Below are 17,010 nucleotides of genomic sequence, written 5' to 3' on the forward strand. Positions count from 1 at the left end.
CCTCGTGGAAACCCTGTTGAAAGGGCGTGATAATGACATAAGCCACGCCAGTAATCCAGCGCGGCAACCGCACATGGCGGAGCGTCGGCGCCAGCAGCACATGGCAAACTACCGGCGCGGATACGGTCAGCGATTGACGGCAAGTCGCGGACGCGTGGATACTCCCGGCGTGCAGTCGAAGCAGATGCCGCGTGCCACGAGTCGGCATCCTTGACAGGAGACCCGCTATTGGCTTTCAGTGAGATCCCCATCTTTCGCCCCTTGACCGGCATCCATGAGCCGTCGGCAATCCACCAACTTGCCGACGGTCGCTTCATCGTCGTCGAGGACGAGCAACGGCACCCGCTCAGCCTGGTCAGCGTGCATGCCGATCACAGCGTCACCAGCACTCCACCACAGATGCCCGAGGCGAGCGAAGCTGGCGGGCAGTTCGCGGCACTCGACGACCTCGAAGGGGTGGCGGTGGACCCGGCGGGATATATCTACGCCACATGCTCCCATTCGCGGAACAGCGCCGGAGACGAGAGCGCTACGCGCGAAAAGCTCGTTCGCTTCCGCATCGAAGGCAACCGTGTCATCGAACCGGTCGTGTGCACGCGATTGAAGCCTGCCTTGACGGCCGCACACCCGATCCTGGCTGCGGCGGCCGCGATACGAGAGGTGAAGCAGAAGGGTGGGCTGAACATCGAGGCGCTGGAGATGACTCCTGATCAGCGTCGATTGATGGTCGGCTTCCGTAGCCCGCTAGAGAACCGGCGAGCGATCGTCGCCTTCCTCGAAAACCCGCAGGCAGTTTTCGCCTCGGGGGCCGAGCCGCGAGTGGCCACCACTCTGGCGACCCTCGATCTCGAGGGCAACGGCATCCGCGGAATGGCCTACATTCCCAGCCTGGAGGGTTACCTCGTCATTGGCGGCCCGGTAGCTCGCGAGCAGGTTCAGTTCACGCTGTGGTTCTGGCGTGGCGGTCCCAGCGACCCGGCGCGGGGTGTAGTCGTCCCCGGGCTCCCCGACTTCGCGCACGCGGAAGGGGTAAGCCCGGCACGCATCGACGGCCGGCAGCGGATCATCATCGTCAGTGACGACGGCAGCCGAAAGGAGGGACGTTGTGCCCGCTTCCTGATCATCGACCCCGAACAACTGCAGATCGCAAGTTGAAGTTGTTGGTGCCGGCAGTCAACCAACTCCAGCTTGCGTCGTTAAGCGAAGTACGACGCAGCCGGAACAAAGAGCTCCGCAACAAAACGTCGTAGCAACCATACAAACCAAGGAGAAACCTCATGCGCACCATCACCACCCTGATCATCGCCGCCGCCTTTGCCGCTTCCCCCGCTTTCGCCCAGAAGACCGAAGTCAAGGGCAAGACCGAAATCGACGCCAAGCAGGAAAACGTTGCGGCCGTCGCCATCGGCAAGGACAACACCGCCAAGAACACCGCCGGTGCCATCAAGGGCGACACCAAGGTCCAGGGCAACACCAAGATCAAGGCTGAACAGAAGAACGCCGCCGCTGTCGCGATCGGCAAGGGCAACACCGCAGCCAACGAAGCCGGCGTGATCGGCGGCAAGTAAGCCCCCGTCACAACCGACTGAGCACCCCCAGCAAGTCGTTCATCATCATTCATCTAGGAGAAACCTCATGCGCACTATCGCCACCCTGATCATCGCCGCCGCCTTTGCCGCTTCCCCCGCTTTCGCCCAGAAGACCGAAGTCAAGGGCAAGACCGAAATCGACGCCAAGCAGGAAAACGTTGCGGCCGTCGCCATCGGCAAGGACAACACCGCCAAGAACACCGCCGGTGCCATCAAGGGCGACACCAAGGTCCAGGGCAACACCAAGATCCAGGCTGAACAGAAGAACGCCGCCGCTGTCGCGATCGGCAAGGGCAACACCGCAGCCAACGAAGCCGGCGTGATCGGCGGCAAGTAAGCTCCCGTCACAACCGACTCAGCATCCCCAGCAAATCGTTCATCATCATCCATCTAGGAGAAACCTCATGCGCACTATCGCCACCCTGATCATCGCCGCCGCCTTTGCCGCTTCCCCCGCTTTCGCCCAGAAGACCGAAGTCAAGGGCAAGACCGAAATCGACGCCAAGCAGGAAAACGTTGCTGCCGTCGCCATCGGCAAGGACAACACCGCCAAGAACACCGCCGGTGCCATCAAGGGCGACACCAAGGTCCAGGGCAATACCAAGATCAAGGCTGAACAGAAGAACGCCGCCGCTGTCGCGATCGGCAAGGGCAACACCGCAGCCAACGAAGCCGGCGTGATCGGCGGCAAGTAAGTCTCCGTCCGCAAGCAGTAACAGGCAGGCCCCCGCTGACGGTCATCGTCGGCGGGGGCCTTCTGCTTTGTGGCAGCGCGGCTTGACTGGCCGCCTTTCAGACGCCGGCGATGTCGGAACAGGGCGATCGCCTACCCGCGCCATCGCGCTCTGCCGCTTCAAGCGTTTGCCGGCCTGCCCACCAGCCACTCGAGTGCGGCCCGCAGTTCCGCGTCGGCCTTCTCGCACTCGCCCAGCAGTCCGGGCAATTCACTTTCAATGGCGCGACCCGCTTCGGCCTTGGCCAGCGCTTCAATCCGCGAGGCCAGCGCGGCAACCGTCGGCAGACCGACCATCGCACTCGACGACTTCAGGCTGTGTGCCGCGCGCGTGACTTCCGGCCAATTCCCCGCCTGAAGGCCGCTGCTGATGGTCGACGAGAGTTTCGGCGAATCCGTCAGGTACTGGCCGATCACCCGCTCCACCAGGTTCCCGCAGATCGCCCGGGTGAAGCCGGGATTGTCGAGCAAGGCGCTGCGATCGAGCAGGGACGTCACTTTCGTGACCTCCGGCAAACCCTCTGTGGCAGGCGGAAGGGTATTCCCGATCGTCGGCGATCGGGTCGATGAACCGACACTGGCGGGCAACCACTGGGCCAGGCAGGAGGCCAGCGGCTCGAGACCCACCGGCTTGCTCAGATAGTCGTTCATGCCGACGTCCAGACAGTGCTGGCGGTCCGCAGGCAGCGCATTGGCCGTCAGGGCGATGATCGGCACCGCCGCTTGCGGGCCCGGCAGCGCCCGGATCGCCGCGGTCGCCGCGTAGCCATCCATGACCGGCATCTGGCAGTCCATGAGCACCAGATCGAACGCCGACTGCGCGACGAGTTCGACCGCCGCCGCGCCATTGTCGACGATCGTTGCGGTGATGCCGATTCGGCCCAGCATGGCCTCGATCACCGCCTGATTGACCGGGTTGTCTTCGGCGACGAGAACGCGGCCGGCGAGTGTGTGCTGGCTCGCATCACCGGCAGCGCGCGCGGCAATAGGCGCGGAGGCCTCGGCAAAGGGTAGCTCGGCGGTGAACGTACTGCCCTGGTTGACGGTGCTATCGACGCTGATCGAGCCGCCCATCAGCTCGACCAGCTGCTTGCAGATCACCAGCCCCAGCCCACTGCCACCGAACCGGCGCGTGGTGGACTGGTCGGCCTGAACGAACGGCTGAAAGAGGCGCGCCGCTGCCTCGGGAGCGATACCGATGCCGGTGTCGCGAACGCTGAAACGCAACCAGACGCGTGCATCCTCGGGGCGAGAAGCGAGCCTGACGACGTTCAGCGTGATGCCTCCCCGTTCGGTAAACTTTACGGCATTGGTCAGCAGGTTGGACAGGAGCTGGCGCAGCCGGGTCGGGTCGCCGCGCAGGCATAGCCGTGCGACACCCACGAAATCGGCCGTCAGCGACTTGCCACTGGCCGAGGCCAGTTCCCGGAACGTCTCGGCCAACTGGACGAGGAGCGACTCGAGGTCGAAATCGATGTCTTCGAGGACGATCTTGCCCGCCTCGATCTTGGCCAGATCGAGAATATCGCCGAGGAGCCCATGCAGCGCCTGGCCAGCGCTGCTGATGGCGCGCAGGTAGCGCGCCTGCTCGTTGTTCAGCGGCGTCCGTTCGAGCACTTCGGCCATACCCAGGATGCCGTTCAACGGCGTCCTGATCTCGTGGCTCATGTTGGAGAGAAACTGCGACTTGGCGGTGTTGGCCGCTTCCGCGGCATCTTTCGCTTCGGCCAGATCCGAGTTGCGCCGAACCAGGCGATCGGTCAGTGTTTCCAGCACCTCCACCACCGCCTGCACTTCGTTCCCCGAATCGGCGCTGATACCGCTACCGGTGAGTTCCATGGCCGATGCCTCGGCCTTCCGGCGCAAGGAGCGCAATGGATTCAACAGCCGGCGGAGCAGCAGAAAGCCGAGCAGCATGCTCACCAGCACGATCGCCAAGGTGTAGAAAGCAGAGCGCTCGCTGGCCTCGGCCAGCAGTTGGTAGGAACGCGTACTGTCGAGCGTCACGATGACCACGTACGCGTTGTCAACGATGGTCAGCGGCAGGTACGCCCGCGTCTGGTGAGACGCCATTTCGTGCCGGTAGATCGGGATCTTCTGGGTCAACGCCTCCTGGATCGCCGCACTGTCGCGGGCATTTGGCGCCTCTTCCGATGTCGCCAGCGTTGCGCCGGCGCTGGAGACAAGAACCAACTCGGCGCCGAGGTCCTGGCTGAGGCTCTTCAGCAAGTCGGAGTCAAGCCGCACCCCCGCAGTGAGAGCGCCGACGACCCGGCCCTCGGCGCGAACCGGTTCGATGGCCAGCAGGCTGAGCCCCGCCTCGTCAAGGGAACTGACGATCACCTCGGCTCCCTCCAGAGCCTCGAAGATGCCCCAGGTCGCAGACTGGTCGCCATGGCGCTGCGGGTCGTGTGCGCGATAGACGACGATTTCCTGGGCGTCGGCAAGTTCCATCAGATCGACTTCGGTGGCGGGCAGTGCCCCATCCAGCACCGCCCGCCAGGTCTGCTCGCTATCCGCCTGCCGCTTCGCCAGGCTGCGGCCCAGGCCATTGCGCGCCGCCGTCAAGCGGGCAGCCAGTTGGCTTCGCCATGACTGTTGGGCAATGAGTCCCGTCACCACTCGACCGACCGTGCGCACCTTGTCGATCTCGCGCGCTTCGACCGTAGTGCGCAGCACCTGCTCGGACACCTGGAAAGCCGTCCACTGCGCGATGCCCGCCAATACTCCGAACAGGAGAATCAGCGTCAAGGAAAGCGAGAAACGGCGTTCCACGGGAAGGATGGCAACGGGGTCGGTCAGCCGACCTTGGCGGGAGGCAGGATGCCGTGCTGGCGAAGGATGCCGTTTCCTTCCGGCGAGCGGATGAAATCGACGAAGGCCCTGGCAGCGGGGGTCAGCGTATTCGGCTTGTGGATCAAACCAAGCTCGACCCAGGCAGGGTAGCGTCCCTTGTCCACATTCTCGGGTGTCGGAGCGACCCCATCCAGCGTCAAGTGCACAACCCGGGTGGTACAGGCGGCGAGGGCCGAGCGATTGAGGAAGCCGAGACTGGTCGGATAACGGTCGAGCAGCGCGATGAGATGCGGATCCAGATTCACTGTCTTGATCGCCGGCCCGAAGGTTACGTCCTTGAAGGGCTTGATGATTCGATTCAGCGCTTGGCGGCTGGCGTCGGAGTTCTCGCGTCCGACGGCGCGAATGGGCGCCGGTTTGCCACCCAGCTCGCTCCAGTTGCTGACCTTGCCGGAATAGATGTCGACCAACTGGCTCGCCGTGATGTCGCGAACGGTGACGCCCGCGCCGGCAGCAACGACTACCGGATCACGCCCGAGTGGAATGAAGATGAAACCCTGCCGGCTTTCGTCTTCCTTGAGCGGGCGCCCCACCCGCCCGATCGGCGAGATTCCCTCACCGACGTCGCGCAGCGCACCCGCAGTACCCGTGGACGGCGGCACGACCACGCGGTGCTGCGCCTGCCGGGCGTTGAACGCCTTGGCGAGTTGCGCGAGGACGTATTCCGGATTGCCGCTGCCCGGGATCACCAGGTCGTCAGCAAGTACCGATCCGGCCAGCACCAGGGCCAGCGCCTGGGCCAACAGCCCGCGCCACAAATGGCGCCAAAAGTTTGCAGTCATCATGTCACTCCCGGTCATGGGCAGGATCCCTAGCCGGCTGGCCTTGCCCGTGCCAGCCACGGCCCGGGTCGCCGCGATGCCTCGCTGGCGAGCTTCGCCACCACCCGGCCGATCACTTTCTGGTTCGTCGCCGGGGCGATGCGAGCCCGCCGCGACGTCGGCAAGAGGGCGGCCGCCTAGGCCTTGGGCAGGCGCCCCATCACGAAGAACTCGTCGTTGGGACGCATCGAACTCATGTTTGCCAGGCGGTTCGACATCGCGAAGAAGGCGGCGACCGCGCCGATGTCCCAGATGTCCTCGTCCGTAAAGCCGTGCTCGCGCAGGGCGGCCAGGTCGGCCTCGCCGACCTCGGCCGAGCGCAGCGCGACCTTGAGCGCGAACTCGAGCATCGCCCGCTGCCGTTGCGTAAGGTCCGCCTTGCGGTAGTTGACGGCCACCTGATCGGCGATGAACGGATTTCTGGCGCGCACGCGCAGGATCGCACCATGCGCCACCACACAATACTGGCACTGGTTGGCGCCGCTGGTGGCGACCACGATCATCTCGCGCTCGGCTTTGCTGACCCCGCTCTCCTTCTCCATGAGCGCATCGTGGTAGGCGAAAAAAGCGCGAAATTCGTCCGGTCGATGCGCCAGAGTGAGGAACACGTTCGGCACGAAGCCGGCCTTCTCCTGAACGGCCAGGATGCGGTTACGGACGTCCTCCGGCAACTCGCCGAGCGCCGGAATGGGAAAACGACTGATCGGCGGCTCCATCGTTCAGGTCCCTGGCGTCTGGCAAGACACGCCCAGGCGGCGTTCAATGCCGGCCTCGCCCGTGCCGCTGCACGGCCAAGCAATCGTGCTGCCCTGCCTGTCGATACGCCCGCCAAAACCGGCTTTCAGCTCTTGGACGTTGTCGGCGCCAAGTGAATTCATCAGGATCTCCGGGGTCAGAGGTTTTCAGATCGTGGCATGATACACAAGATACACAGAAACCTTCACCCCTCCAAGGAGAAAAGCGTGACCGCTACTGCCGATTTTGACAGCCTCGTACCCGCCCATCCCCTGAGCCGGCGCCAGTTCATCGTCACAGCCCTGGGCGCCGGCTTTGCCTTGTCGGTGCAACCTGTGGCGGCACAGACCGTCATCACCACCGACAGCGTCGGACTCACCGCTGGCGAAATCAAGGTCGCCGCGGCCGGCGGCGACATGCCAGCGTATCGCGCACAACCGGCGACCGGTAGCCAGTGGCCAGTGATCCTCGTGGTACAGGAGATTTTTGGTGTTCACGACTACATCAAGGACGTCTGCCGTCGCCTGGCCAAGCTCGGCTACCTTGCCATCGCGCCCGAACTTTACGCGCGCCAGGGCGACCCTCGGCAGTACACCAACGTCCAGGAGTTGCTCACCACTGTGGTGAACAAGGTTCCCGATGCGCAGGTGCTGGCTGACCTCGACGCCTGTGTCGCCTGGGCTGCTGCCAACGGCGGCAACGCGGCACGACTGGGGATCACCGGCTTCTGCTGGGGAGGAAGGATCACCTGGCTTTATGCGGCACACAATCCGCAGGTCAAGGCAGGCGTCGCCTGGTACGGCAGAATCGTCGGCCAGGCCAGCGAACTGACGCCAAAGCAACCGATCGACATTGCCGGCAGCCTGCACGGACCGGTGCTCGGACTCTACGGCGGCGCCGACCCGGGAATCCCGCCCGAAACCGTCAGGCAGATGCGCCAGGCGCTTGCCGTCTCCGCGAATCGCGCGAGCAAGGGATCATCGATTCACGTTTACGAAGGCGCGCCGCATGCTTTCCATGCCGACTACCGGCCCAGCTACCGCAAGGAGGAAGCCGAAGATGGCTGGCGCCGGCTGCAGGCATGGATGAAGCAGCACGGCGTCTGATCCTGCGGCCCCCGGGGTCAAGCCTTGACCAGGGTTCGCCGCTCTGGCCTTCGCCCCGGCACACGCGATCAATCGCCGCCGCCACCGCAGCCGCCGCCACCACAGCCGTCGCCTGACGACCCCCCGCTGTCGCCACTACTGCAGCCGCTGCTGCCGCTGCAGCCGCCGCCGCAACCGATGTGTCCGGCACAGAAGCCTGTGCCGGCGCCGGCTTGTGCAGCGGCAAGACAATCGAGCTGATAGACAAAACCGCCGGCAATGCCCAGCAGCGCGTCGAGCGCAAAAAGCCGCGGCAGCGATGCCGGCTTGCGGGGATCGATCCCCTCGCGTTTGCAGGCCAGCCGCCAGGCGCGCTTGATGCCGTCCTGCGCGTCGGTCGGCGCGCGCATCGCTTCTGCCGGTGTGTGGTGCAGGAAGCGCCCCAGCCCACGCTCGCAGAACTGCTGATACTGACGGGTAAACAGAATGAATTCGTGCCAGGCGTCATCGACCGCCTGCGAGGGCATCGCCACCAGCCGATTTCCGGCCTCGCGACAGAGCTGAAAGTACTCGCGCAACCCCTCGAAGACCAGCGTTCGCTGCGCCGCGCTGAGTTCGGGCCGGCGCGCCGCCAGGCGCTTGTCGAGAAACTTCGCATAGGGGTAGCGGTCGATATGATCGGCACGCTGCCTGAGCAGCGCCCGCCACCAGACGATCGCGGCGACGATCAGAGCGACGAACAGCAGCACGATGACCAGCTTCATCTACGGCCACCTCCGTTTCACAGGGTGTTGAAGCACAGGTACTTGATCTCGAGGTACTCGTCGAGGCCATGCCGGGAGCCTTCACGACCGATTCCGGACTGCTTGACGCCGCCGAAAGGCGCCACCTCGTTCGAGATCAGGCCCGTGTTGACGCCGATCATGCCGTACTCGAGCGCTTCGCCGACGCGCAGGCAGCGCGCGATGTCGCGCGTGTAGAAGTAGGCGGCCAGACCGAACTCGGTGTCGTTGGCCATCCGGATCGCCTCGGCCTCGCCCGCAAACCTGAACACCGGCGCCACCGGCCCGAAGGTCTCTTCGCGTGCGATGCGCATGCTCGGCGTCACGTCGGCAAGAACCGTCGGTTCAAAGAACGTGCCGCCGCGCGCGTGCCGACGGCCGCCGGTGATCACGCGCGCGCCCTGAGCGACGGCGTCGGCAATGTGTGCCTCGACCTTGGCGACGGCAGCGGCGTCGATCAGCGGTCCCTGGGCAACGCCCTCCTCGCCGCCCGGACCGACCTTCAGCGTCTGCACGCGGTGCGCCAGCAACTCGACGAAGCGCTCGTAGATGCCGTCCTGAACCAGGAGTCGGTTGGCACAGACGCAGGTCTGCCCGGTGTTTCGGTACTTGGCGACGATCGCCCCGTCAACGGCAGCGGCAAGGTCGGCATCGTCGAAAACGATGAAGGGAGCGTTGCCGCCGAGTTCGAGCGAGAGCTTCTTGATCGTCGGAGCGCACTGTGCCATCAGCAGGCGACCCACCTCGGTAGACCCGGTGAATGACAACTTCCGCACCAGTGAGCTGGCGGTCAGAGCGCCGCCGATGGCCAGCGGATCGCCAGTCAGCACATTCAGCACCCCGGGCGGCAGACGTGCCGCGTGCGCCAGACGGGCCAGCGCCAGCGCCGTCAGCGGCGTCTGTTCGGCCGGCTTGACGACGACCGTGCAGCCGGCGGCGAGCGCCGGCGCCACCTTGCGGGTGATCATCGCAAGCGGGAAGTTCCACGGCGTGATCGCCGCGCAGACGCCGACCGGCTGGCGAATCGTCAGCAGCCGCCGGTCGGCGGCGGGACTCGGAATGGTCTCGCCGTAGGCACGCTTGCCCTCCTCGGCAAACCATTCGACGAAGGAAGCTCCGTAAGCCACCTCGCCACGCGCCTCGCTGATCGGTTTGCCGCATTCGGCGGTGATCAGTTGCGCCAGATCCTCGGCGTTGGCCACGATCAGATCGAACCACTGGCGCAAGACGGCCGCCCGCTCCTTCGCCGTCTTCGCCTGCCAGGCCGGCAGCGCCGCTGCCGCGGCGCCGATCGCCCGCGTCGTCTCGGCGGCGCCCATCAACGGAACCTCGCCGAGGGGATCACCGCTGGCCGGATCGAGGACGACCAGCGTGCGGCCATCGTCGGCGGCTTCCCAGCGACCATCGAGGTAGCAGTTCGAGCGCAGCAGACGCGGATCGACAAGGAGCATGGCGTTTTCCTGAAATCTGAAAAAGTGCAGTTTATACTATGCACCATGCGTCCACATCTGCTTATCGCCTGCCTTGTCTCGCTGCTCCTGGCCGCCTGCGGCAGCACACCGCCGGCGCCGGAACGGCAGCCGCCGAAGTCCGTCGAACGGCCGGCCGGCAGCGCGAAAGCCCACGACGTGGTGATCTACGCACTGAGCCTGATCGATACCGATTATCGCTTCGGCGGCAAGAACCCCGATGCCGGTCTCGACTGCAGCGGCATGGTGTCCTACATCTACGGCCGCGCCGCCGGCGTCAAGGTGAGCGGTAGTGCCGCCGACATCGCCCGTCGCGGTCGCCCCATCGACCGCGACGGCCTGCGCCCCGGCGACCTCGTCTTCTTCAACACGCGCAACGCCTCCTTCTCGCATGTCGGCATCTACATCGGCGACGATCGTTTCGTACACGCGCCTTCAAGCACCGGGCGGGTGCGCATCGATCAACTGGGCGCCCGCTATTACGCGCAACGCTTCGAGACGGCGCGCAGCTACTTCGACTAGTTCAGGACCAATCAGTCATTGCGCAGTTCGACGCGGCCTTCGACGACCTGCACCCGATCGCCCTTGCGTACCGACGGTTCGTCGTGCTGTTCGATGAACGCGAAAGTCCCGTCCTCATAGCGCACGGTGATCACGTAGATCTGCACCGGCGCGTCACGCTGGCGCGCATCCTCGACGGTGCTGCCGGTGCCGACAATAGGCGTTGTCACCAGGCTGGGCGCGATCACCGGCGCCGGGTTCTTTGCCCGCGGACCCGGCTGCGTCCGCGTGCGAATGCCCTGCACGACGCCGCACCGCTCACACGGCCCGCTTCGCTGCTCGCTCAGCAGTTCGCGGTAGTCCTCGTCGCCACTCGGCAACTTCAAAGGGCTCTGTGCCAGCGAGGGCGAGGCGGCGATCGCCAACCACAGGACCGCCGCTACTCTTGCGTGTTGCATGACAGACACTCCTTGACACGATTTTTGCGGGACCCTTCGCGCGCCAAAAGATGGCGAGCGTCAGGCTGCCGATCTTAGCATCCCTCGGGCCGCCACTACACGCGCGAAAGCGCGCTACTATTCGCCGTTCAATGGATCCGCACTCATTCGTCTATTCAGCCGTACTCCTGCTGGTGGTCGCATCGATCGCCGTCGCGGTGTTCCGGCATTTTGGCCTCGGGTCGATTCTCGGGCTGCTGGTCACCGGCGTGATCGTCGGGCCGCATACGCCGGGGCCTTTCGTCACCACCGAGGTCGACGGCGTACGCCAGTTCACCGAGCTTGGCGTGGTGCTGCTGCTTTTCCTGATCGGCCTCGAAATGAAGCCGCGCCGCTTGTGGGATTTGCGGCGCACGCTGTTCGGCCTCGGCTCCTTGCAAATCGTCGTCTCGGCACTGGTCATCGCGGCGTACTTCCGGCTGTTCGAGCCGAACTGGTCCACCGCGCTGCTGATCGGCGCCAGCTTCGCCCTGTCGTCGACCGCCTTCGTGATCCAGATGCTCCGCGACCAGGGCGAGATCGCCAGCCGGCACGGGCAGACCGCCTTCGCCGTCCTGCTGATGCAGGACCTGGCGGTCGTGCCGCTGCTGGCGCTGGTTCCCATCCTCGCCGACAGCGGCCCGCTGCCCAAGGAACTGCCGCTCTGGGAGCAGATCGGCGCGGCCGGCGCGATGGTGGCGCTGGTGGTTCTCGGCGGCCGCTACGTGGTGCCACGCATCCTCGACCAGCTGGCCCGCCAGAACAACCGCGAGGCATTCTTCCTGGTCGCCATGGCGGCGGTGTTCATCGCTGCCTGGGCGATGGACCGTGCCGGCATGTCGATGGCGCTGGGTGCTTTCCTGATGGGGATGATGCTGTCGACCTCGCGCTACAGCCTGCAGATCGAGGCGACGATGGAACCTCACAAGGGGCTGCTGATGAGCCTGTTCTTCGTCGCCGTCGGCATGTCGGTGGACGTCGGCGCTCTCGCGCAGCATCCGTTCGAGTTCGGGCTGCACGTGCTCGCGATCATCAGCATCAAGATCGTCGTTCTCTATGGCCTGTGCCTTTGTTTCGGCACCGGTCGCAGCACCGCCGTGCGGGTGGCTTTCATGCTCTCGCAAGGCGGCGAATTCGGTTTCGTGGTGTTCGGCGCCGCCAAGGCCATCGGCGTGATCGACGACCTCGTCTTCGTGATGGCCGTCGCCGTCATTTCGCTGACCATGCTGCTGACGCCCCTGCTCGCCAGGATCGGCAACCGCCTGGCCCTGCAGGTTGCCGAGCAAGCGAGCGAGATGCATGAACGCTTCCGCTATCAGGCCCAAGGCGACGAGGCCGACGCCCGCGTGGTGATCGCCGGCTACGGCCGCGTCGGCCATACGGTGGGAACGATCCTGGGCAGCAGCGGTATCCCGTACGTCGCCTTCGACACCGATGCCGTACTCGTTGCCAAGTGGCGCAGCGAGGGCCATCCGGTGTTTTACGGCGACATCGCCGACCCGCAACTGCTCGGCAACGCCTCGTTGCACCGCGTCGACCTGGTCGTCCTGACGATCGACGACGGCCCCGCAGCCGTTCGCGCGGCAACGCTGATCCGCTCGCACGTGCCGCAGATGGCGATCGTCGCCCGCGCCCGCGACCTGGTCACCTGCGACGCGCTGCACCGGGTCGGCGTCAACCAGGCGTTCCCCGAGACCCTCGAGGCAAGCCTGCGCCTGGCCGCCGAATGTCTCGTGGCCATGGGAATTTCCAGCGACGAAACCGACATGCTGCTGCGTGGCGTGCGCAGTACGGACTACGCGCTGGTACGCGCCGGACCGGAGGCGGCGCCGCGCGAGCCGAGCACCTGAGGCAGCCGGCACCTGGCGTGCCACCGACTGCCGGGTTCGGCGCGCGCTCGTCGCGCCAACGCCAAGTGCCGGAAAGCGCGCTACTATTCGCCTGTTCGCGAGTCTCCAGATAAGCCAGGAAACGATGCTGCACACGCTCCCGATTCGTTACGTCGAACCCGTTTACCGTCCACCCAGCGAAGCCGACTCGCTGATCCTGCCGGTCACCGACGGCTGTTCGTGGAATCAGTGCACGTTCTGCGAGATGTATACCGCGCCGCAGAAGAGTTTCCGAGCCCGCGCCGAGAGCGAGGTGCTGGAAAGCATCCGCCACACCGGCGAACGCATCGGCAGCGAGATCCGGCGCGTCTTCCTCGCCGACGGCGACGCGCTGGTGCTGCCGACCCGCCGCCTGCTCGCCATTCTCGATGCCATCCGCACACACTTGCCGGCGGTTCGCCGGGTCGCTAGCTACTGCCTGCCGCGCAATCTGCGCCGCAAGTCGGTCGACGAGCTGCGCGAGCTGGCCGCCGCCGGCTTGTCGATCGCCTACGTCGGCGCCGAGTCGGGCGACGACGAGGTGCTCGAGCGGGTGCACAAGGGCGAGAGTTATGCCTCGACCGTCGATGCGCTCGACAAGCTCGGCCAGGCCGGCATCCGCCGCTCGGTGATGATCCTCAATGGCCTCGGCGGGCCGGCGCTGTCGCTGCGCCACGCCGACAACTCGGCGCGGCTGGCCAATGCGACGCAGCCCGAGTATCTGGCGACCCTGGTGGTCAGTTTCCCGCTCGGCGAGACGCGTTTCCGCGACGCCTTCCCCGGCTGGCGGCCGCTCACGCTGCACGAACTCTTCGTCGAGATGGAGCGCTTTCTCGATCGGCTGGAACTCGAACGCACGCTTTTTCGCAGTGACCACGCGTCGAACTGGCTGGTGCTCAAGGGAACGCTCGGCGCCGAAAAGCAGCGCCTGCTGCAACAGGTGCGGCAGGCAGTCGCCAACCCGGCAGCCGCGCCGCTGCGCCCGGCATGGGCAAGGGGACTGTAGATGAGCGCCGACTACCGGCGTTGCGCCGAGCTGATCCGCGCTGCCGACGGGCTGCTGATCACCGCCGGCGCCGGCATCGGCGTCGATTCGGGCTTGCCCGATTTTCGCGGCCCGCAGGGTTTCTGGGGCGCTTACCCGGCGCTCGGTCGCGCACGCATCGCCTTCGAGCAGATCGCCAATCCGGCGGCATTCAAGGCGCGGCCACGTCTCGCGTGGGGCTTCTACGGGCATCGCCTGAATCTCTACCGGCGTACCGTCCCGCACGCCGGCTTCGCGATCCTGCGCGAGATCGGTGAAAGCCTGCCGCGCGGTGCCTTCGTGTTCACCAGCAACGTCGATGGGCACTTCGAAAAGGCCGGCTTCGCCGCCGAGCGGATCGCCGAGTGCCACGGCTCGATACACTTCCTGCAGTGCCTTGACGGTTGCCACCAAGGCATCTGGCCCGCCGACGACTTCCAGCCGGCACTGGACGAGGAGCAGTGCCTGCTGACCAGCGAGTTTCCGCTCTGCCCGCGCTGCCACGGAATCGCCCGCCCGAACATTCTGATGTTCGGCGACTGGGGCTGGCTCGCCGAGCGCAGCGACGCCCAGGAAGCCCGGCTGCATGCCTGGCGACGCCAGGTCGACCGACTGCTGGTGATCGAAGTCGGCGCCGGCACGAACATCCCGACGGCGCGCCTGATGGGCGAGCGGATGAACGGACCATTGATCCGCATCAATCCGACGCAAGCACAAGTGGCGGACGACAAGAACGTTGCGGTGGCCGCCGGCGCGCTCGCAGCGCTGCGCTCGATTGCTGCCAGTCTGGTATAGAATTCGCGCCCGAGTCGCTAACGACCAACATCCCGAGGAGAAGAAGCATGTCCGCGCACGGATTCCACGTCCATGGTCCGCACGATCACGAGGTCGAGCACGTCGCCCAGCACGGCGGCGACAATTTCACATCGCGCGTCGCCGTCCTGACCGCCGTCCTGTCGACGGTCGGCGCCATTTTCGGCTATCTCGGCGGCCACTCGCAGAATGCCGCTCTGCTCTACAAGAACGAGGCAGCAATCCAGAAGACTTCCGCCTCCAACCAGTGGAACTACTACCAGGCCAAGAGCAACAAGCAGAACCTTGCCGAGCTGTCGATCGTCCTCACCGCCGGCGAGGCGCGCGAAAAATACGTCCAGGACGTGGCCCGCTACAAGAAGGAAAAAGAGGAGATCAAGGTCGAGGCCGAAGAGCTCGAAGCCGTCGCCAAGGAGGCCGACCAGAAGAGCGACCGCGAAATGCACGTGCATGAGCGCTGGGCCTTGGCCACGACGCTGTTGCAGATCGCCATCGCCATGGCGGCGATCACCCTGCTGACACGCAAGCGCTGGATGCTGTTCGGCGTCTACGGCGCCACCGGCCTGGGCCTGCTGGCCGGCGCGATGGGTTATCTGCACCTCTAGCACCACCATCGCCCGCTTGGGCAAGGAGCCCGCGCCATGCCACCCTCACCGCCCTGTCCAGCGCTCAGCATGGCCTCGCGGCGCCTGCATCTGGGCTTGCTCGCCGCATTCGGCGCGTTCGCTGTGCTCACCTTGCTCGGCGGCTGCGCAGCCCCGGCAGGTGGCCGACTCGCCCCGATCAATCGCTGGACGCAGATGGCCCCGGACGACACGATCAGCCTGCGTGCCATCATCGCCGGCGACGCGGAATGCCCAGTGGCGCAGGTCGATGGTGCCTCGCGACCCATGCTGCCACGGGCACGCGCAACGCGCGGCGCACTGCCGGACAGCGCGGCGGCAAGCAACCCGGCCTTCGAGCCGGCGTTCGCCGTCACCACCTGCGAGCTCGCCCTGCCCCGAACAGCACGCCAGACAAGCATCGACGGACAGCCAGTGGCCTTGCCGGGGGCAGACATCCGGCGCATCGTCGTCGTCGGCGATACCGGCTGCCGCGTCCAGGTGGCGGCCAGCGGAGCGAGCGCTCCGATCCAGGACTGCACCGACCCGGCGCGCTGGCCCTGGCCGCGGATCGCCGGCGCGGCGGCACGCACCCGACCCGATCTCGTCATCCACGTCGGCGACTACCACTACCGCGAGTACTGCAACGATCCCGCGCTCTGTTCGCCGCTGCAGGCCAAAGGCGTAGTCATCGGCTACGACTGGGCCGGCTGGAATGCCGACTTCTTCACACCGGCCGCACCCCTGCTCGCCGCCGCACCCTGGGTCGTCGTGCGCGGCAACCACGAGAATTGCGATCGCGCCGGCGCCGGCTGGCTGCGCTTCCTCTCACCCCTGCCCTACCAGACCTGCAGCAACCAGTCCTACAAGACCGCCAGCCATTCGCTGCTGACGAACAACCTGACGGCCGACGCCTATCGCATCGACCTCGGCAGCGAGCTGACGCTGGTAGTCGCCGACAACGCGGGTTTTCAGGACTACCTGCCGGCCGGCAAGACCCCACAGGATGGCGAAATCTTCTGGAACACGCTGCAGGCCCTGCACACGTCGTCGGCAACGCAGCCGGTCTGGCTGCTCCTTCACAAGCCGCTCTGGTACGACCTGCTGCCGCCTTCAGCGGAACCGAACGCCCTGCAGGCCCACCTGCGGAATACGCTGCCGGCAAACGTTCAGTTCCTCCTCGCCGGCCACGAACATGCCTTCGAAACGATCAATTTCGCGCCGAGCGCCGACCCTGCCAACTACCCAACGGGACGGCCGGCGCAAGTGATCGTCGGCGGCAGCGGCACCCAGCTCGAAGCCTTCGATCCGCTTTCCCCGTTCTACGAGGGTCAAGGCGGCGCCGGCAGCAAGGAGAGGTCGCATCCCGCCGGGCTGCTCTACGATGGCGTCGCCGCCAGCAGCGGCATCCTTCTCAATCGCTACAGCTTTCTGCTGCTCGAACGCGACGACGCTGGCTGGGCCGGGACGCTGATGGACCCCGACGGTGCGCCGATCAATCGTTGCCGCCTGAACGGCGAACGCAAGCAGATCGCCTGCGTTTTCCCGGGACCACAAGCACGCGAGTAGAGTCTCGCCGCCTGTGCAGCGTGCGGCAGCGGCCAGTCGGCGGCATAGATTTCGTCAGCGTCGCGACCTTCGAGGGACGCCCACGAC

General features: G+C 65.8%; 17 protein-coding genes. 11 read left to right on the forward strand and 6 right to left on the reverse strand.

Features of this window, described 5'->3' with window-relative positions:
- Nucleotides 1-228 precede the first annotated feature (228 nt).
- The 4 genes from CAP2UW1_RS14090 (at nt 229) to CAP2UW1_RS14105 (ending at nt 2,284) form a co-directional block, all read left to right on the forward strand.
- The gene (locus tag CAP2UW1_RS14090) at nt 229-1,155 is read left to right on the forward strand and encodes an SdiA-regulated/phytase-like domain-containing protein (protein WP_015767292.1); all 927 of its coding nucleotides are present in this window, start codon (nt 229-231) and stop codon (nt 1,153-1,155) included.
- Nucleotides 1,156-1,277: 122 nt separating this feature from the next.
- Nucleotides 1,278-1,568, forward strand: coding sequence for a hypothetical protein (locus tag CAP2UW1_RS14095; RefSeq protein WP_015767293.1), 291 nt, complete (start codon nt 1,278-1,280; stop codon nt 1,566-1,568).
- 67 nt (nt 1,569-1,635) lie between these two features.
- Nucleotides 1,636-1,926 (forward strand): hypothetical protein, encoded by a 291-nt coding sequence (locus CAP2UW1_RS14100; protein ID WP_015767294.1) that lies wholly within the window; start codon nt 1,636-1,638, stop codon nt 1,924-1,926.
- Nucleotides 1,927-1,993: 67 nt separating this feature from the next.
- Entirely contained in the window at nt 1,994-2,284 is a 291-nt protein-coding gene (locus CAP2UW1_RS14105; RefSeq protein WP_015767295.1) for a hypothetical protein, read from the forward strand.
- A gap of 158 nt (nt 2,285-2,442) precedes the next feature.
- Here the strand turns inward: CAP2UW1_RS14105 and CAP2UW1_RS23910 are convergent, their stop codons facing one another.
- The 3 genes from CAP2UW1_RS23910 to CAP2UW1_RS14120 form a co-directional block, all read right to left on the reverse strand.
- Entirely contained in the window at nt 2,443-5,097 is a 2,655-nt protein-coding gene (locus tag CAP2UW1_RS23910; protein ID WP_015767296.1) for a hybrid sensor histidine kinase/response regulator, read from the reverse strand.
- A 23-nt stretch (nt 5,098-5,120) separates the two neighbouring features.
- A complete protein-coding gene (locus CAP2UW1_RS14115; protein ID WP_199931473.1) occupies nt 5,121-5,963 on the reverse strand; it encodes a substrate-binding domain-containing protein in 843 nt (280 codons plus the stop codon).
- Nucleotides 5,964-6,136: 173 nt separating this feature from the next.
- Nucleotides 6,137-6,715, reverse strand: coding sequence for a peroxidase-related enzyme (locus CAP2UW1_RS14120; RefSeq protein ID WP_015767298.1), 579 nt, complete (start codon nt 6,713-6,715; stop codon nt 6,137-6,139).
- Nucleotides 6,716-6,961: 246 nt separating this feature from the next.
- On the opposite strand from CAP2UW1_RS14120, the gene CAP2UW1_RS14125 reads away from it, so the two are divergent.
- The gene (locus tag CAP2UW1_RS14125) at nt 6,962-7,840 is read left to right on the forward strand and encodes a dienelactone hydrolase family protein (protein ID WP_015767300.1); all 879 of its coding nucleotides are present in this window, start codon (nt 6,962-6,964) and stop codon (nt 7,838-7,840) included.
- A 68-nt stretch (nt 7,841-7,908) separates the two neighbouring features.
- Here the strand turns inward: CAP2UW1_RS14125 and CAP2UW1_RS14130 are convergent, their stop codons facing one another.
- Nucleotides 7,909-8,583 carry a glycine-rich domain-containing protein gene (locus CAP2UW1_RS14130; RefSeq protein ID WP_015767301.1) on the reverse strand — a complete coding sequence of 225 codons (675 nt, stop codon included), beginning with the start codon at nt 8,581-8,583 and terminating at the stop codon, nt 7,909-7,911.
- Between the two features lie 17 nt (nt 8,584-8,600).
- On the reverse strand, nt 8,601-10,052 hold the full coding sequence (locus CAP2UW1_RS14135; RefSeq protein ID WP_015767302.1) for a succinate-semialdehyde dehydrogenase: 1,452 nt from the start codon (nt 10,050-10,052) through the stop codon (nt 8,601-8,603).
- Between the two features lie 45 nt (nt 10,053-10,097).
- Between CAP2UW1_RS14135 and CAP2UW1_RS14140 the strand changes: the two genes are divergently transcribed.
- Entirely contained in the window at nt 10,098-10,592 is a 495-nt protein-coding gene (locus CAP2UW1_RS14140) for a C40 family peptidase (RefSeq protein ID WP_015767303.1), read from the forward strand.
- An 11-nt stretch (nt 10,593-10,603) separates the two neighbouring features.
- Here the strand turns inward: CAP2UW1_RS14140 and CAP2UW1_RS14145 are convergent, their stop codons facing one another.
- Nucleotides 10,604-11,029, reverse strand: coding sequence for a ShlB/FhaC/HecB family protein (locus CAP2UW1_RS14145; RefSeq protein ID WP_015767304.1), 426 nt, complete (start codon nt 11,027-11,029; stop codon nt 10,604-10,606).
- Nucleotides 11,030-11,160: 131 nt separating this feature from the next.
- Between CAP2UW1_RS14145 and CAP2UW1_RS14150 the strand changes: the two genes are divergently transcribed.
- The 5 genes from CAP2UW1_RS14150 (at nt 11,161) to CAP2UW1_RS23915 (ending at nt 16,923) form a co-directional block, all read left to right on the forward strand.
- Nucleotides 11,161-12,897 carry a cation:proton antiporter domain-containing protein gene (locus CAP2UW1_RS14150; RefSeq protein WP_015767305.1) on the forward strand — a complete coding sequence of 579 codons (1,737 nt, stop codon included), beginning with the start codon at nt 11,161-11,163 and terminating at the stop codon, nt 12,895-12,897.
- A 124-nt stretch (nt 12,898-13,021) separates the two neighbouring features.
- Nucleotides 13,022-13,921 carry a radical SAM protein gene (locus tag CAP2UW1_RS14155; RefSeq protein ID WP_015767306.1) on the forward strand — a complete coding sequence of 300 codons (900 nt, stop codon included), beginning with the start codon at nt 13,022-13,024 and terminating at the stop codon, nt 13,919-13,921.
- Entirely contained in the window at nt 13,922-14,734 is an 813-nt protein-coding gene (locus CAP2UW1_RS14160; protein ID WP_015767307.1) for an SIR2 family NAD-dependent protein deacylase, read from the forward strand.
- 47 nt (nt 14,735-14,781) lie between these two features.
- Complete coding sequence (locus CAP2UW1_RS14165; protein WP_015767308.1) at nt 14,782-15,357, forward strand: DUF4337 domain-containing protein; 576 nt, start codon at nt 14,782-14,784, stop codon at nt 15,355-15,357.
- Between the two features lie 36 nt (nt 15,358-15,393).
- Complete coding sequence (locus tag CAP2UW1_RS23915; protein ID WP_015767309.1) at nt 15,394-16,923, forward strand: metallophosphoesterase; 1,530 nt, start codon at nt 15,394-15,396, stop codon at nt 16,921-16,923.
- Nucleotides 16,924-17,010: the final 87 nt, after the last annotated feature.

Source organism: Candidatus Accumulibacter phosphatis, assembly GCF_000024165.1.
GTDB lineage: Bacteria > Pseudomonadota > Gammaproteobacteria > Burkholderiales > Rhodocyclaceae > Accumulibacter > Accumulibacter phosphatis.

What these genes read in the sequence shown, in the direction of transcription:
- CAP2UW1_RS14095 (WP_015767293.1), top strand. Translation starts at nt 1,278, where the DNA reads ATGCGCACCATCACCACCCTGATCATCGCCGCCGCCTTTGCCGCTTCC.
- CAP2UW1_RS14100 (WP_015767294.1), top strand. Translation starts at nt 1,636, where the DNA reads ATGCGCACTATCGCCACCCTGATCATCGCCGCCGCCTTTGCCGCTTCC.
- CAP2UW1_RS14105 (WP_015767295.1), top strand. Translation starts at nt 1,994, where the DNA reads ATGCGCACTATCGCCACCCTGATCATCGCCGCCGCCTTTGCCGCTTCC.
- CAP2UW1_RS14115 (WP_199931473.1), bottom strand. Translation starts at nt 5,963, where the DNA reads ATGATGACTGCAAACTTTTGGCGCCATTTGTGGCGCGGGCTGTTGGCC.
- CAP2UW1_RS14120 (WP_015767298.1), bottom strand. Translation starts at nt 6,715, where the DNA reads ATGGAGCCGCCGATCAGTCGTTTTCCCATTCCGGCGCTCGGCGAGTTG.
- CAP2UW1_RS14130 (WP_015767301.1), bottom strand. Translation starts at nt 8,583, where the DNA reads ATGAAGCTGGTCATCGTGCTGCTGTTCGTCGCTCTGATCGTCGCCGCG.
- CAP2UW1_RS14135 (WP_015767302.1), bottom strand. Translation starts at nt 10,052, where the DNA reads ATGCTCCTTGTCGATCCGCGTCTGCTGCGCTCGAACTGCTACCTCGAT.
- CAP2UW1_RS14140 (WP_015767303.1), top strand. Translation starts at nt 10,098, where the DNA reads ATGCGTCCACATCTGCTTATCGCCTGCCTTGTCTCGCTGCTCCTGGCC.
- CAP2UW1_RS14145 (WP_015767304.1), bottom strand. Translation starts at nt 11,029, where the DNA reads ATGCAACACGCAAGAGTAGCGGCGGTCCTGTGGTTGGCGATCGCCGCC.
- CAP2UW1_RS14150 (WP_015767305.1), top strand. Translation starts at nt 11,161, where the DNA reads ATGGATCCGCACTCATTCGTCTATTCAGCCGTACTCCTGCTGGTGGTC.
- CAP2UW1_RS14155 (WP_015767306.1), top strand. Translation starts at nt 13,022, where the DNA reads ATGCTGCACACGCTCCCGATTCGTTACGTCGAACCCGTTTACCGTCCA.
- CAP2UW1_RS14160 (WP_015767307.1), top strand. Translation starts at nt 13,922, where the DNA reads ATGAGCGCCGACTACCGGCGTTGCGCCGAGCTGATCCGCGCTGCCGAC.
- CAP2UW1_RS14165 (WP_015767308.1), top strand. Translation starts at nt 14,782, where the DNA reads ATGTCCGCGCACGGATTCCACGTCCATGGTCCGCACGATCACGAGGTC.
- CAP2UW1_RS23915 (WP_015767309.1), top strand. Translation starts at nt 15,394, where the DNA reads ATGCCACCCTCACCGCCCTGTCCAGCGCTCAGCATGGCCTCGCGGCGC.